The organism is Methylophilus sp. VKM B-3414 (assembly GCF_032248435.1).
GTDB classification, from domain to species: Bacteria; Pseudomonadota; Gammaproteobacteria; order Burkholderiales; family Methylophilaceae; genus Methylophilus; species Methylophilus glucosoxydans.
This window is the reverse complement of record NZ_JAVTLI010000003.1, coordinates 230651-246577: the sequence shown is the minus strand read 5'-3', so window position 1 is coordinate 246577 and position 15927 is coordinate 230651. Positions and strand designations below refer to the sequence as shown.

15 protein-coding genes are annotated in these 15927 nt (G+C 52.6%); 10 read left to right on the top strand and 5 right to left on the bottom strand.

The window, feature by feature from the left end; genetic code table 11:
• The 6 genes from Q9292_RS03415 to metW are packed head-to-tail and all read left to right on the top strand — an operon-like array spanning window position 1 to window position 4785.
• Window positions 1-417 (top strand): GFA family protein, encoded by a 417-nt coding sequence (locus Q9292_RS03415; protein ID WP_313984763.1) that lies wholly within the window; start codon window positions 1-3, stop codon window positions 415-417.
• A gap of 17 nt (window positions 418-434) precedes the next feature.
• Window positions 435-1283 (top strand): DNA alkylation repair protein, encoded by an 849-nt coding sequence (locus Q9292_RS03410; protein ID WP_275357556.1) that lies wholly within the window; start codon window positions 435-437, stop codon window positions 1281-1283.
• Window positions 1284-2156 (top strand): peptide chain release factor N(5)-glutamine methyltransferase, encoded by an 873-nt coding sequence (prmC, locus tag Q9292_RS03405; RefSeq protein WP_275357554.1) that lies wholly within the window; start codon window positions 1284-1286, stop codon window positions 2154-2156.
• A gap of 43 nt (window positions 2157-2199) precedes the next feature.
• Complete coding sequence (locus tag Q9292_RS03400) at window positions 2200-3003, top strand: TIGR01458 family HAD-type hydrolase (protein ID WP_194749608.1); 804 nt, start codon at window positions 2200-2202, stop codon at window positions 3001-3003.
• A gap of 52 nt (window positions 3004-3055) precedes the next feature.
• Entirely contained in the window at window positions 3056-4183 is a 1128-nt protein-coding gene (locus Q9292_RS03395; protein ID WP_313984758.1) for a homoserine O-acetyltransferase, read from the top strand.
• Window positions 4180-4785, top strand: coding sequence for a methionine biosynthesis protein MetW (gene metW, locus Q9292_RS03390; protein WP_313984755.1), 606 nt, complete (start codon window positions 4180-4182; stop codon window positions 4783-4785). The genes Q9292_RS03395 and metW overlap by 4 nt, the downstream gene beginning before the upstream one ends.
• A gap of 19 nt (window positions 4786-4804) precedes the next feature.
• Here metW and Q9292_RS03385 read toward each other — a convergent pair whose 3' ends face one another.
• A complete protein-coding gene (locus tag Q9292_RS03385; protein WP_313985789.1) occupies window positions 4805-6718 on the bottom strand; it encodes a sigma-54-dependent Fis family transcriptional regulator in 1914 nt (637 codons plus the stop codon).
• A 270-nt stretch (window positions 6719-6988) separates the two neighbouring features.
• On the opposite strand from Q9292_RS03385, the gene Q9292_RS03380 reads away from it, so the two are divergent.
• The 3 genes from Q9292_RS03380 (at window position 6989) to Q9292_RS03370 (ending at window position 10608) form a co-directional block, all read left to right on the top strand.
• Window positions 6989-8857 carry a methanol/ethanol family PQQ-dependent dehydrogenase gene (locus tag Q9292_RS03380; RefSeq protein WP_194749611.1) on the top strand — a complete coding sequence of 623 codons (1869 nt, stop codon included), beginning with the start codon at window positions 6989-6991 and terminating at the stop codon, window positions 8855-8857.
• A gap of 13 nt (window positions 8858-8870) precedes the next feature.
• Window positions 8871-9191, top strand: a complete 321-nt coding sequence (locus tag Q9292_RS03375; protein WP_194749612.1) for a c-type cytochrome — start codon at window positions 8871-8873, stop codon at window positions 9189-9191.
• Between the two features lie 172 nt (window positions 9192-9363).
• Window positions 9364-10608 carry an AmpG family muropeptide MFS transporter gene (locus Q9292_RS03370; RefSeq protein ID WP_275357547.1) on the top strand — a complete coding sequence of 415 codons (1245 nt, stop codon included), beginning with the start codon at window positions 9364-9366 and terminating at the stop codon, window positions 10606-10608.
• A gap of 854 nt (window positions 10609-11462) precedes the next feature.
• On the opposite strand, the gene Q9292_RS03365 is transcribed toward Q9292_RS03370, so the two are convergent.
• A complete protein-coding gene (locus tag Q9292_RS03365; RefSeq protein WP_275357545.1) occupies window positions 11463-12236 on the bottom strand; it encodes an exodeoxyribonuclease III in 774 nt (257 codons plus the stop codon).
• Window positions 12237-12263: 27 nt separating this feature from the next.
• Between Q9292_RS03365 and pyrE the strand changes: the two genes are divergently transcribed.
• Window positions 12264-12911, top strand: a complete 648-nt coding sequence (gene pyrE / locus Q9292_RS03360; RefSeq protein WP_194749695.1) for an orotate phosphoribosyltransferase — start codon at window positions 12264-12266, stop codon at window positions 12909-12911.
• A 42-nt stretch (window positions 12912-12953) separates the two neighbouring features.
• On the opposite strand, the gene Q9292_RS03355 is transcribed toward pyrE, so the two are convergent.
• The 3 genes from Q9292_RS03355 to Q9292_RS03345 form a co-directional block, all read right to left on the bottom strand.
• A complete protein-coding gene (locus Q9292_RS03355; RefSeq protein WP_194749694.1) occupies window positions 12954-13343 on the bottom strand; it encodes a YidB family protein in 390 nt (129 codons plus the stop codon).
• A gap of 170 nt (window positions 13344-13513) precedes the next feature.
• A complete protein-coding gene (locus Q9292_RS03350; protein ID WP_313984746.1) occupies window positions 13514-14599 on the bottom strand; it encodes a pseudouridine synthase in 1086 nt (361 codons plus the stop codon).
• Between the two features lie 44 nt (window positions 14600-14643).
• Window positions 14644-15927, bottom strand: coding sequence for a biosynthetic peptidoglycan transglycosylase (locus Q9292_RS03345; RefSeq protein WP_313984743.1), 1284 nt, complete (start codon window positions 15925-15927; stop codon window positions 14644-14646).

Here is a 15927-nt window from a genome sequence, read left to right as displayed (position 1 = left end):
ATGGTGACAGCAACTCATCTCCACCATCGAGGCAGTTGCCTATGTGAAACGGTGCACTATGAAGTCAGAGGCGCACTGGGAGAACTGGTATATTGCCACTGCCAGCGTTGCCGCAAAGCCACCGGCTCTGCCTTTATTGCAGTTGCCCCTGTGCCCAAGGCCAACTTCACAATCACGCAGGGCGAGACGGCACTTAAAACTTACCGCAGTGAAGCAGGGGTTTGTCGTGTATTTTGCAGTCATTGTGGCTCGCCCATCATGGCTTACCGCGAGAGTGCACCCGATATCTTGCGACTTCGAATCGGGACCCTAGATACGCCGCTCCCCACTCAGGTATCAGCCCATATCTTTGTTGGCTCAAAAGCAGACTGGCATGAGATTCACGATGATGCGCCACAATATGTTGAGCGCCCGTGACTGAATCGTCCCCGCACATGACCCCATTTCGCATCCCTGTTGCGCCGCGTAGTATCCAGAAAGATAACCCAATCAAGTTTTTACTGGATACTGAAGCCGTCGACTGCTTGGCACATAATATCGGATTAGTGCATTCGGCTTTTGATGGACACTCATTCAAAAGCTTGGCGCTCACCAACATTGCAGCGCTGGGGATTATGGATCGCTCAGCGCATATTGCGGCGGCATTAAAAGCGACCTTACCCGCAAAGTTTTCCGAAGCCACGGACATTCTGCTCAGCACGCTAACGCCGCCGAATGTACACACCGAACGTCTCGGCTTGAGTGTGTTTTTTTACTTGCCGCATACACGCTTCATTGCCGACTACGGGCGTGATCCGCAACACAACGCGGGCGAAGATCCTTTTGACACGGCCATGCGTGCCCAATATGAATTGACGCGCCGCTTTACCGCCGAATTTTCGATCCGTCCGTTCCTGATGCATGATTTTGAGCGCACCTTGAATCAACTGACCTTGTGGCTAAACGACGCAGATCCGCATGTGCGCCGCTTATGCTCTGAAGGCTGTCGTCCCCGCTTGCCTTGGGGTGCGCGCATTCCCCAGTTGATTAAAGACCCCAGACCGACACTGCCTATTCTGGAAGCGCTGAAAAATGACCCCAGCCTGTATGTACGCCGCAGTGTTGCCAATCATCTAGGCGATATCGCAAAAGACCATCCAGCATTGGCATTTGAGGTATGTGAGCGCTGGCTGACTAATGCGGATAAAGACTTGAAATGGGTGATCCGCCATGCGGTGCGCCATCCTGCCAAGCAAGGCAACGCGCAAGCGCGTGCTATCCGGCTGGCTGCGGGAGGAAAATAAATGCTACCGACCATCCGCGCCTGCCTGGATGCTGCAAAAATCCAATTGATGCAAACCATCCCGGCTGACGAAGCCAGCATAGAAGCCCGCATGTTATTAATGGAGGTGCTCAAGGTGAACCATGCCTGGCTACTCGGTCATGCATTGGATTTGCTGGACACACAAAAACAAGCGGACTTTAAGGTCTTAATTGACCGCCGCCTAAAAGGGGAGCCCATCGCCCATATTTTGGGCTATCGGGAATTTTTCGGGCTCGCGCTCAGAGTGACGCCTGACACCTTGATCCCTCGACCAGATACTGAAACACTGGTAGAAGCGGCCTTGGAAAAAATCAACCAGCATGCGCGCGGCAAACCGCTTGAAGTGTTGGACCTGGGCACAGGAACCGGGGCTATCGCACTCGCGCTGGCCAAACATGGACCAGACTGCCAGGTGACTGCGGTGGATGCCTCTGAAGCGGCCTTGGCCGTCGCGAAAGACAACGCTTATGCGCTGGGCATTGAGAATACGCAGTTTGTGTTAAGCGACTGGTTTTCAACGCTGGCTCCCAAACCTTACCATGTGATTGTGAGCAATCCGCCCTATATCGAAGCGGACGACCCGCATCTACAACAAGGCGATTTGCGTTTTGAACCCTTATCGGCGCTGGCTTCAGGGGCAGACGGTTTGCAAGCGATCCGGCAGATTATTGCCCAGGCGCCTGGCTATTTGACTGAAAATGGCTGGCTCATGCTAGAGCACGGTTACAACCAGGCGGACGCCGTGCAATCACTCTTAAAAGCACAAGGTTTTGCAGAGATTGCAACGATGCATGATCTGGGTAATCAGCCCCGAGTCACGTCAGGAAAATGGCCACTAGCAAAACCAGTATGATTTTTGCTAGATTGAAAACAAAACCTTTATCTAAGGAGTTGTGATGCAGCCTATCCCTAATATTAAAGCCGTGCTATTTGACCTGGATGGCGTGTTGTATATCGGCAATCAAGTCATCAATGGCGCGATCGCGGCCGTGAAACAACTGCGCGAAGCGGGCATTGCGGTACGCTTTGTCACCAACACTAGCACGCTATCCTTAGCGTCCTTGCAATCCAAGCTGAATGCGTTGGGCTTCAATGTAGTGCCCGAAGAAATCATGAGTGCACCACAAGCGACCATCCAGTACCTCAAAAAGCAGCCGAACCCGGTCTGTAAATTATTGCTGGCAGACGATGTGAAAAAAGATTTTGCCTGTTTTGATCAATCAGAAACCGCTGCCAATTATGTGGTCATCGGCGATATTGGCGACCGCTGGTCTTACCAACTACTCAATGAAGTGTTTACCTGCCTGGTGAATGGCGCGCAGTTAATTGCCATCCATAAAAACCGCTTCTGGCAAACCGAGACCGGCTTGCAAATGGATATTGGCGCGTTTGTCACCGGGCTGGAGTACGCCAGCAATACCAAAGCCATGCTAATGGGCAAGCCTTCGCAGCATTTCTTTCATATGGCCATCGATGCTTTACGGCTAAAACCTTCGGAAGTGCTGATGATAGGCGATGATATTGATGCAGATATTGGCGGTGCGCAAGATGCAGGCTTGCATGGCATTCTGGTCAAAACTGGAAAATATCGCGAAACCTATACGCGCTTATCCGCCGTGGAGCCGGATGCGATGATTGCTTCAGTGGCAGATTTACCGGCATTGCTAGGCTGTTTTTCTGCCTCCGCCCATTCCTCCTGACCGGGTCAGCCCGGTCTCGCCGTTTCGGCATGCCGCATAGTATAATTGCGGCATGTTTGAATCGAATTCTGTTGGTATCGTTAAAGCGCAAGTTGCGCATTTCACCCGGCCGCTCACGCTTAAAAGCGGCGCCGTGTTGCCACAATACCATCTTGCTTATGAAACCTATGGTGAACTTAACGCGGCCAAAAGCAATGCCGTGTTGATTTGTCATGCCCTGTCTGGCAACCATCATGTGGCTGGCCGTTATACGCCAGAAGATAAATATCCTGGCTGGTGGGATAACCTGGTGGGTCCGGGCAAACCGCTGGATACCAACAAGTTTTTTGTGATCGGGTTGAATAATCTGGGCGGCTGTCATGGCAGTAGCGGCCCATCCAGCGTGGATCCGCTGACAGACAAGCCTTATAGCGCTACTTTTCCGGTCGTGACCGTAGAAGACTGGGTAGAGTCACAAGCGCGACTGTTAGATTACCTGGGTATTGACCAACTGGCGGCGGTGATTGGCGGCAGTCTGGGGGGCATGCAAGCGCTGCACTGGAACATTGTGTACCCCGAGCGTGTGCGGCATGCCTTTGTGATTGCCTCGGCGCCCAACCTGACCGCACAGAACATGGCGTTTAACGAAGTGGCACGCCAGGCGATTATCACTGACCCCGAGTTTTTTGACGGCGATTATTACAACCATGGCACCGTGCCGCGCCGTGGCTTGCGCATTGCCCGCATGCTGGGTCATATCACCTATCTGTCAGACGATGCCATGGGTGAAAAATTTGGCCGCAAACTGCGTCATGGCGATGTGAAGTACAGCTTTGATGTCGAGTTTGAAATGGAGTCTTACTTGCGCTATCAAGGCGACAAGTTTGCCGGCGAATTTGATGCCAACACCTATTTACGCATGACACGCGCGCTGGATTATTTTGATCCGGCGCTGGATTTTGAAGGCAATTTGAGCAAGGCGCTCAGCCGCGCCAAAGCAAAGTTTGTCGTCATCTCGTTTACCACCGACTGGCGTTTTTCGCCTGCACGTTCGCGCGAGATCGTCCAGGCCTTGCTGGATAACGCCTTGCCCGTGAAGTATGCCGAGGTCACCTCGGCCCATGGGCATGATGCCTTCTTGATGCCTGATCCGCATTACCATGCCATCATGCGCGCCTATCTGGAGCAAATCAAAGTATGACGAATGTAAATATTACCAATGCTCGCCCAGACTTTGCATTAATTACAAAATGGGTGCAAATGAAAGCCAAAGTGCTGGATTTGGGTTGCGCAGATGGCACGCTGCTCACGCACTTGCATCAAACGCTTGGCATTACAGGCTACGGCATTGAAAAAGACGATGCCAATTGGTTGGCAGCATTAAAAAATGGCGTGGATGTGATTCAAATGAACCTCGAAGAAGGCCTGTCCGGCTTTGAAGACCAGTCGTTTGATACAGTCATTTTGTCGCAAACCTTGCAGGCCATGCACAATACTGAAAGCATCGTGCATGAAATGCTGCGGGTAGGGCGCGAAATCATCGTCACCTTCCCCAATTTTGGCTATTGGCGCAACCGCCTGCAAATCACGCTGGGCAACATGCCGGTCTCCAAAAGCCTGCCCTATCAATGGTACGACACACCCAACGTGCACCTATGCACCATCCAAGATTTTGACCACTTTTGCCGCCAGCACGACATTCAAGTGATTGAGCGCAAGGTAATTACCGACGGCCAGGATATCCACGTCTTGCCCAATCTGCTGGGCAACCTGGCCATGTACCGCCTAAAACGCGCGGCCTGACAACATCAAGCCAGCTATTTCAAGAAAGATTGAGCGCTTTTAAGCGCCGGTAAAGCGTATTTCTGCTTAACCCCAGCTGACGGGACACCGCTGAAATATTGCCGCCATGTTGCAACATGGCTTGCCGGATCGCTTCATCATTTTGCACTTTCAGACTGGCCGCTGGCAACGCGGTCATGCCGACCGCAGCCGGCTCAGCATCTGCTTTTTTCGCATGCATTTCATCCAGAAAATCCTGCATCAAATGCTGGCGACCAATCACGCCGCCATCCGCCAATGCCACGGCCGTGCGCAGTACATTATGCAACTGGCGTACATTACCCGGCCAGGGGTGGTCATTAAACAGCGCCACCACCTCTTCACTCAAGGTGGCTTGCGGCGCCTGTTCAATTTGCAGAATGACCTGAATCAACCTTGCCATATCCAGCCGCTCCCGCAGCGCAGGCAATTGCACACTGAGGCCATTGATGCGGTAATACAAATCACTGCGGAACTCGCCTGCAGCCACTTTATCTTTCAACTTCTGATTCGTCGCGCTGAGCAGCATAAAGTTGACCGGGATAGACTTGCTGCCGCCCAACGGCGTCACGCTGCGCTCTTGCAAGACGCGCAACAAGCGCGCTTGCAGTGACAATGGCATATCGCCAATCTCATCCAGAAACAAGGTGCCGCCATCCGCTTGCTGGATTTTGCCAAGATTGCCTTTACGCTTGGCCCCTGTATAAGCGCCTTCTTCGTAGCCAAACAGTTCGGCTTCAATCAACCCTTCTGGCAAGGCCGCACAGTTGACGGCAATAAACGGCTTGTGGCGGCGCGCACTGGCATCGTGAATCGCGCGTGAAAATAATTCTTTACCGGCCCCGGTCTCGCCGAGGATCAGCACCGGGATGTCTTTGTCCAGCACTTGCTTCACTTGCGTGATCGCCAGCTTGAATTGCGGGTCGCCACTGTCCAGCAGCTCCAGACTGGCGGCAGACTCGCGCGGCGCCAGCGGAGGCATTTTTTTCGGAGCGGAAGGCGTCTGGCTCGCCGAGGCGCGGGCATATAACCGCGCGCCATTACGCAGATGCAGTGGAAACAGGACATCGGCATTTAAACCGCGCTGCTTGAACGCGATCCACGACTCGTCAAAAATATCTTCAAATGCAATGCGCCGCGCAGACAGGCTATCCTGGTCCAGCGGCAAACCAAACTGGAACTGACCACTACGGTTGATCGTCTGTAACTGGCCAGCCGCATCAAACAAAGCCACCCCTTCCCACAAGGTACCAATAAATTCTGGCCGCACATGAAAATGCACGGCGATTTCACCCTCTGCGGTGGCATGAAACAGCCGGTTTTCGACCATTTGTGCCGCCATTTTGACCAGGGCCAGCGTGTGCTGCTGCGGCGCATTAAGGTCGTTGGATACGTCCAGCGTCGCAACCAAATGGTTATTAGCAGCAAAGATCGGCACGGCGGAACAACTGAGTGAATGATGATAGGCCATGAAGTGCTCAGCCCCCTGCACACTGATGGCCAGGCGCTCTACCAGCGCAGTGCCTATGGCATTGGTGCCCCGGTGTTCTTCGCTCCACGACGCGCCAGGCAATAATGAGGCGCGGATCTGATTTTCATCCACGCCTTCACCCATGGTGCGCAAAATCACCCCTTCGTTATCGGTCAAAATCACCAGGCTACGCGTATGGGCGATTTGCTCACTCAAGGTGATCATTTCCGGTTCAGCTTGCGCCAATAACAGGCGGTTTTTCTCCAGCCGCTGCGCCAATTCCTGGGCAGTGATAATCTGGTCTTCTGCCGGGGCTTGCTCATCCACGCCTTTGACCATACACCGCCGCCAGGAGCGGGCAATCGCTTCGGCAATCGCGCGCTGATCATCACGCAAGCCAACTTGCGGCAGGGGAGTGGAGGAGGGGGAATACTTGTTGGGCATGGAAAACTGAACACCTGTCACGTCGGATTGAACAACTGTACCAGTATGACACAGTCGTGAACAGTACAGGCTATCTTGCACAGAATCTCGAGCATTGATCATACTTTTATAACCTACTGATTTTAATATATTTTTTAAAAATTTCCAAAAGATGATTGCGGTTGGCACACGCATTGCAATGACTGATCAAGCCGTCACAAAAGAAGCATTTGTTAACGGCGTGTCAACACAACTCATCCAGCTTCAAAGCAACCATTTTGGAGGTTATTTATGCAACAACGTATCAAGCTTGCCATCAGCGCATTACTGTTAGGCAGCATCAGCACCAGCGTATGGGCAGATGCTGAACTGGACACTTTAATGAAAGATGACAACCAGTGGGCCATGCAGCGTAAAGACTACGCGAATCAGGGCTATAGCCGGTTGTCACAAATCAACAAAGGTAATGTCAAACAATTGAAAATGGCCTGGTCGTTTGCCACTGGTGTGAACCGCGGTCACGAAGGTGCACCGCTGGTGATCGGCAATACCATGTTTATCCACACCGCATTCCCTAACAACGTGTATGCGCTGGACTTGAACGATGACCAGAAAATTCTGTGGTCTTATTTCCCTAAACAAAGCCCGGATGTGCAATCCGTCATGTGTTGCGACAACGTGAACAAAGGCTTAGGCTACGGTGACGGCAAGATTCTGCTGCAACAGAATAATGGCGTACTGGTCGCGCTGGATGCAAAAACAGGGGCCAAGGTTTGGGAAGTAACTGTCAACGACCCAAGAACAGGCGCGGCCAACACCAACGCTCCACACGTGTTTAAAGATAAAGTAATCACTGGCTGTTCAGGCGGTGAATTCGGTGTACGTTGCCATATCAGTGCTTACAACATCAAAGATGGCAGCCTTATCTGGAAAGCCTACAGCACCGGTCCAGACAGCGAAGTGATGATTGGACCAGACTTCAACAAGGAAAACCCACACTACAGCGCACTGTCTCTCTACGAAGACGTGAATGGCGGTAACAAAATGGGTGGTTCCTTCAAGAATCTGGACAAAGCACAACTGAAATTTCCAGAAGCCAACCTGGGTGTACGCACCTGGCTCAAACCACAACAGCAGAAAGATGGCTGGCAAAATGGCGGCGGCCCAACATGGGGTTGGTATTCTTATGATCCAAAATTGAACCTGATGTACTACGGCAGCGGTAACCCAGGTACCTGGAACCCAGACGTACGTCCAGGCGACAACAAATGGTCGATGACGATTTTTGCCCGTGACCTTGATACCGGCTTGGCACGCTGGGGCTACCAGATGACGCCACACGACGAGTGGGATTATGACGGCATGAACGAAATCGTGTTGTGGGAAGCAAACGGCAAGCAATTGGCCACCCACTTTGACCGTAACGGTTTTGGCTATACCTTTGACCGTACCAACGGCACGCTGCTGGTCGCTGAAAAAATGCACCCGTTCGTCAACTGGGCAACCAAGATTGATCTGAAAACCGGTATTCCGGTCAAGGATCCAAAATACTCTACGCACCAGGATTACAACGCAAAAGGCGTTTGCCCTTCTGCACTGGGTGTTAAAGACGAACAACCGTCCGCGTTTTCACCGAAAACCAAAACGTTCTATGTCCCGCTTAACCACGTGTGCATGACCTATGAGCCTGTTGAGTCGAAATACGTAGCAGGTCAACCTTGGGTAGGGGCGACACTGACCATGTTTGCCGGTCCAGACGGCGTGATGGGTGGCTTTATGGCTTGGGATGGCCTCAAAGGCAAAGCTCAGTGGTACAACAAGGAGAAATTCTCTGCTTGGGGTGGCGCACTGGTCACCGCGTCTGATCTGGTCTTCTACGGCACACTGGACCGTTGGGTGAAAGCACTGGATGCCAAAACCGGTAAAGAACTGTGGAAATTCCAGGTAGGTTCCGGCGTGGTCGGCAACATGATCACCTACGGTCACAAAGGCAAACAATACGTCGGCGTACTGTCTGGCATTGGCGGTTGGGCGGCCGTGGCGATGAACCTGGGCTTAACCAATGATACCGATGGCTTGGGTGCTGCCGGTGGTTACAAGGAACTGACTAAATACAACGCCGCACCTGGTGGTGGCGCCATGAATGTATTCAGCTTATAAGAGAGGAAACCGCATGCAATTGTTTAACCAAACCTTGCTCGCCACGGCCTTGCTGGCTGCCACAGCCTCTGCCATTGCAGGGAGTGGCGCCGAGGCCTTGGCTCAAAAAAGCGGCTGCTTGCTTTGCCATGGCATCGACAAAAAAGTCGTTGGCCCGGCTTACAAAGAAGTCGCCGCCAAATACAAAGGTGATAAAACCGCTGAAGCCAAGCTGATCCAGAAGGTGAAGGCTGGTGGCAGCGGGGTATGGGGTGAAATGCCCATGCCACCGAACAGCCCACAAGTGAAGGACGAAGATATCAAGACCATCGTCCAGTGGGTGTTGAGTTTGTAGTTCCCCTGCGAAATAAGGCGTCAGTGGCCTGTGCAATATGGATGATTCACTTGCCCACTGACGTCCTGTTTCCAACCGTTTTACCATTGATCTCCGAGTGTGCCAACCCGCAAGGGTTGGCTTTTTTTTGCCGCCGAATTAGCCAAGCCTTAAAAGCGTTTACAATGCGGGCATGACGATCTCGCAAACCCTGTTTACACGCCGCATGCTGATGTGTTTCGCCCTAGGCTTCAGTTCTGGCCTCCCCCTGTATCTTTTGCTGCAACTGTTGCCTGCCTGGTTACGTAGCGAAGGCCTCAATCTCAAAACCATCGCCGCCTTTGCCTTTATGCAACTGCCCTATACCTGGAAGTTTTTGTGGTCACCCTTGATGGACCGCTATAGCTTGTTACAAGCGCTGGGCCGCCGCCGTAGCTGGATACTGGGCACTCAATTCGCGCTGCTTGCCAGTATTGTGGGCCTGGGCATGTTCCAGCCGCAGCAAGAAATCAGCATGGTCGCCCTGCTAGCGACACTGGTAGCGCTATTTTCGGCCAGTCAGGATATCGTCATTGATGCCTACCGCCGCGAAACACTGAGCGATGAAGAGCTGGGTTTGGGCAACAGCCTGTATGTCAACGCCTATCGGATTGCTGGCTTGGTTCCTGGCTCGCTGGCCCTGATTCTGGCAGACCATCTGGCCTGGTCGCAGGTATTTTTGGTCGTTGGCCTTTTTATGCTGCCCGGTATCGGCTTTACACTGTGGGCGCAAGAACCCGTGATGGCCAGCGCGCCCAAAACCTTGCTCGCTTCCGTGATTGAACCTTTCAAGGAGTTTATCCATCGTAGCGGCTGGCAGCATGCGCTGTGGGTGTTGCTATTTATCTTGCTTTATAAGCTGGGCGACAGCATGGCCACCGCACTCGCGACGCCGTTTTATATTGACATGGGCTTCAGCAAAACCGATATCGGCGCCATTGCCAAAGGCAGCGGCCTGGTCATGCAAATCGCCGGTGCCTTCGTTGGCGGCATCTGGATGCTTAAATTGGGCATTAACCGCGGTTTATGGACCTTTGGAGTCGTGCAGGCACTCTCCATCCTGGGGTTCGCCTGGCTCGCGGGCAGCGGCCCCTTTACCGAGATCGATGCCCCAGAACGCAGCATGCTTGCGATTGTGATCGGCTTTGAAGCCTTTGGCGTTGGCTTGGGCACCGCGGCTTATGTGGCCTACATGGCACGCGAAACCAACCCCGCCTATACCGCAACCCAGCTCGCCTTGTTTACCAGCCTATCCGCCGTACCGCGCTCCGTTTTTAATGCTCTGACTGGTGGCATGGTGGAGGCACTGGGATGGCAGCAGTTTTTTTATGTATGCACTTTGCTGGCAATCCCGGGGATGTTGCTGCTGTTTAAGGTAGCACCTTGGCGGGAAAAATAGGTTTCTCGCAGACAAATATGTTTCTTTTCGACTCTTGACGAGTTACTTTTCTTTGCTTGCACAGGCTGTGATTTACTTTTGAGTGCGCTTTGGGATTTTGGAAGGGTCTATTTCGCCTTTAGGCGACCATTCTTTCTTATGCTTTTCCATAAGAAAGAAGGCAAAGAACAAGACACCCTAGCTTCCGCTTCATTCCTGCGTTGCTCGCCAAAACAAGCGGTCACGAAACTCGACCTGGCAGCTCACAAAATACGTGGGCTGCTGCGGGACTCGAACAGTCGCTCCCTTCTTCCTTGTTTTGGCTGCGCTACTCGGTGCGGCAGATAGGGGCCCGAAAACCCATCAGCGCCACCGTTTGTGGGCTAAAAAGAAAAGAATTTGAGTTTTTGAACGGTCCAAATTTCAATAGTGTGAGTTTGGCGAGATGAATCCCATTCCATCACGCTGAGTAGCGGAGACGAAGTGGGGCATGTCGGCCATCGGCTGTTTGAGTTCCGCAACAGCTCACGTTTTGTGTGAGCTGTCAGGGCGAGTTTCGTGACCGCTTACTTTGTTGATAACTAAGACTGCGAAGCAGTCTGTTACGGCGTAGGCTAACTTGCGCAGCAATGTTAAGCGTAGCGGCCGTAGCCAACAACGCAAGGAAGCCAAAGGCCGTGATGGCTGGGTGCCCTCTTCTTTGGTTACTTTCTGTAGGGCAAGCAACAGAAAGTAACTCGCCTAGAGGCGAAACAAACTCTTCATGCATTCGGCATCATATTAACAAAGTACTCACTAGAGCACTTGGATTCCGACCTACGTCAGAATGACAGAACGCACTATCCCAGCAAGCTAAAAAGAACAACCTTGCTTACTCAATCCGCATAATCCACAATCAAAGGTGCATGGTCACTAAACCGTTCCGCCTTATACACGCTCGCCGCAGTCACTTTTGCACCCAATGCTGGCGTTGCCAGCTGGTAATCAATGCGCCAACCCACATTCTTGGCCCAAGCCTGCCCACGGTTACTCCACCAGGTGTAGCACGCATCGGTGGTGTCAGGATACAGCGTCCGATAAGTGTCAACCCAGCCGACACGTTGCAACACATCCCCCATCCAGGCGCGCTCTTCTGGCAAAAAGCCGGAATTCTTTTTATTGCCTTTCCAGTTTTTGAGGTCAATTTCCTGATGGGCAATATTCCAGTCGCCGCAAATTACGACCTCACGGCCACAGGCAATCAACTGCTCCAGATGCGGCAAAAATTTTGCCATCACGGCAAATTTGAATTGCTGCCGCTCTTCGCCGCTAGAGCCGCTCGGCAGGTATAAAGACACCACGCTTAGATTGCCGTACTGACATTCCAGATAGCGCCCTTCAGCGTCTATTTCGGCATGGCCCAAGCCAATAATCACCTTATCTGCAGGCTGCTTGCTGTAAATCCCCACACCGCTGTAACCTTTTTTCTCGGCATAATGAAAATAGCCGTGGTAACCAGGCGGCTGCAGCATGTCAGGCTGCATGTCACCTGCCTGGGCTTTGAGCTCCTGTAAACACACAATCTCGCCGCCACTATTCGCCATCCAAGGCAAAAAGCCTTTGTTGCAGGCTGACCGTATGCCATTGAGGTTCAAGGTTATAATACGCATTGTTTAAATACTTTCTGCTTTTTTAAAATGACTGCCAACACACTCAGTGCCGATTTTATTGCTTTTTCCATCCACAAACAGGTATTGCGCTTTGGTGAATTTAAAACCAAAGCCGGCCGCTTGAGCCCATATTTTTTTAATGCTGGCCTGTTTGATGACGGCGAGAGCATGCTCAAACTGGGTGAGTTTTATGCAAACAGCATTCTACAGTCTGGCTTGCAATTCGACATGCTGTTTGGGCCAGCTTATAAAGGCATTCCGCTGGTGACCGCGATCAGCATTGCATTTGCACGTCTGGGCCATAATTATCCGTATGCGTATAACCGCAAAGAAGCCAAGGACCATGGCGAAGGCGGGACGTTGGTCGGGGCTGCATTGAACGGCCGTGTGCTGATTATTGATGACGTGATTTCTGCGGGCACTTCTATCCGGGAGTCTGTTGAACTCATCCGCAAAGCGGGAGCCACGCCTTGTGCAGTGAGCATCGCCCTAGATCGCCAGGAAAAGGGGCTAGGGGAGTTGTCTGCCGTGCAGGAGGTTGAACAAACCAACCAGATGCCAGTGGTCAGTATTGCCAAACTGGCTGACCTGTTTGCCTATTTGCAAGGCAACGAAAAACTGGCGCAGTACTTTCCAGCCATCGAAGCGTACCGCGCACAATATTGCGTACGCTAAGCCGGCGGATCCCACTAAAAAGCGAGCATCGGCTCGCTTTTTTTATTTCAGCATGCCCATCAAGCGCGACATGATAAGTGCCGGATTATTCTCCACCACACCATTCGGCGTTAATTGATTCACCACATCGGGTAAATGTTCGGCAATTTTGCTACTCAGCTCATCGGTCGTCATATTCAACTTACCGGCGATCCCGCTCAATACTGCAGTACCCAAGGCAGCCCCGACTTGCTGAGCACTCACATTCAAATTCGCCCCTGTGCCTACCCACGAATCAACCTGCTCGCTCAAGCCGCCGTTTTTCAGCGTTTGCAAAATGCCAGGCAAGCCACCGTATTGTTGAAATAGCTCCATCGCCAGTTTTGCCAATGGACCTTTATCACCCATGACCTTGTTCATCATGGCACCAGCGACGCTATCGAATAATCCCATTCTGGGCTGCTCCTAGTTTATTGTCCAAATAGTTCTTCTTTTATTGCACCCAGGCAACGATTACCCCGCCTGGATCCGCTCTAGGCCGGAACGACAGATCCCAAGAGCTAATCAATCTGCTTTAATAACTATCTTAGAAGTAGATTGTTTACCGATTCAGAAAAGACCAATCAAAAACGCTCATGCTCGCCCAAATAACGCCATTGTCCCGGCGGTAACTTACCCAAGTTGATACTGCCTATGCGAATCCGTTTTAAGCCGACGACGTGCAATCCCACCAGTTCACACATGCGTCGAATCTGGCGCTTACGCCCCTCACGTAACACAAATCGCAGTTGATCTTCATTTTGCCAGGAAACTTTGGCAGGTTTTAACTGCACCCCATCCAGACTTAGGCCATGATTCAACAAAGCCAGGCCATTGGCACTGAGCTGACCTTCAACCCGCACCAAGTATTCTTTTTCAACGCTGGAGTCATCCCCGATCAGCTTGCGCGCAACGCGGCCATCTTGTGTGAGTACGAGCAGTCCGGTGGAGTCAATATCCAGCCGCCCGGCGGGGGCCAAGCCACGCAAATGGCCTCGCTTGAAGTGGATACCGCTGCTATCTTCGGGCCATTGATTGTCTGGATTGACCAATACCACTGCTGGTTCATAGCCATCTTCAGCCTGGCCGCTGACGTAACCCACTGGTTTGTGTAGCAGAATGGTGACGGTTTCGGCCTGATGCTCCTTGGCATAGGCACTGATAATAATCTCGGCCGCTGGGTCAATGCGGGTGCCCAAGGTTTCAATGATTTCACCATTGACCTTGACCCAACCGTTCACGATCCAGTCGTCGGCTTCGCGACGTGAGCACAAGCCGCGGTCGGCCATCACTTTGGACAAGCGAGGCTGCTGGTCAATGGCAGCGGGCGCAGGGGCTGACGGGCGAGGGGGGCGGTCATCGGTTTTTGCCATGCGTGGACGCTGCTGTTCGCGGTTGTATTGTCGACGGCCGTCGTTGGCGGTGGGTGAGCGTCTCTCTTTTTGTTCGGGTTTACCATCAAATGCACGTGGCTTTTTATCACGCACGGCTTTTTCTTTGCGTGCGGGTTGCGCTTGTGCGTCGCGCGCTTGTGGCTCGGCAGCAGCGCGTTCTTTTTTGACAGGGGGCGCTTTGCTGCGGTCACGCAGCTCGGGTGAAAGTGGCCGCACCGGCTTTTCTCGTTTTTGTTCTGTGGGCGCGGGAGATTTATTGAGTTTGAGCGTAGACAAAGTAGTCGTCTCACCATAGAAAATGAATAAGACGCTATTGTAATTTATTTGACTGGCAGCGGACGAAAATTCAGGGTGCCAGGCTGTTTGCGGGCACTTTCCGGCATATAGTGCAAAATACTTTCAGCACGCGACAATACGGGGTTTCTGGCAATAAACTGTTGTTTCCAGGCACGGTGCGGGTTGCGGATGATGCCCGCCAGCCAGGCGGCCTGAATCGGATTCATCTTGGCAGGCTCCAGGCCAAAATAATAGTTGGCCGCTGCGTGTGCACCACACAGCCCCGGGCCCCAATCCACCGTATTCAGATACAAATTAAGAATTTGTGTTTTATTTAAAGTGTGTTCGAGCTGCACCGCGTAGAGCAATTCTTCAATTTTACGCTTCCAGGTCCGTTCACCATTGGTGAACATGTATTTCACGACCTGCTGGGTGATGGTGCTGCCGCCCACCGCTTTATCCGTGCTTTCCTTGCCTAAGAGCTGCCGCATTTGCGTGAGCACATAGCCGGGATGGTGCCTGAACTCGGCATCCTCGGCGATGATCACCGCCATCGGCAGCCAATGCCCCATGTTTTCATAACTGAGCCAGTGGACTTTTTCAGGATGTTTTTGCTCATCAAGCAAGGGGCAATCATACTGCACCGTCGACGCTGTGACTTTGCTGAGATCAAGCCCTGTCACTTGCAGCTGTTCAAGCAGAGGTTGTGCACTCCAGCTCTGCTTGGGCCAGCGCAGGGTGCCGCTGGCGCTAAGAATGCCTGAGACATGCGCCTGCGCGATGCTGGAGGAATGACTGGCCAAAGGCGCCAGCAAGCTCGCTAAGGGGGTAGCAGGCAGCGTCCAGTTAAGCTTTAAGGCGTGCATGGTGACTTTGCCTTCAAAGTTGATTTTGAAGGCGGGCGTGGGCACTGCTGAAGGGGCATTGGGGAGCGCTGAGGACTGCGCAACCAGGTGTCCGCGAAGTTGCCGGCCATTCAGCTTGAGCCATAACTCGACACTTTCCAGCATCAGGGGCTTATCACTCACCGATTTAGCGATTAACCAGCATTGCTGGCAGTGGACACGCAAGCCGTCTGCATCATACAAGCGGATCTGGCCATGGTGCAGGCTAAATGCCTTGTGGTCCAGCCACCAGCGGCCAACTGGCGAGGTCGCCAGCATGAACAGCGGCAACACACGGACCTGAACACCACTGCCTATCGGCAGCTTTATTCGCCAGGCAGTTTTATCATAGGGCTGCCAAATCCAGGCAGTGACGGCGAGCGTTGTCAGCAGGACAGCTGCCAAGAGCGTGAGTAACAGGCGGTTGCACCAGAGTCTGACCAT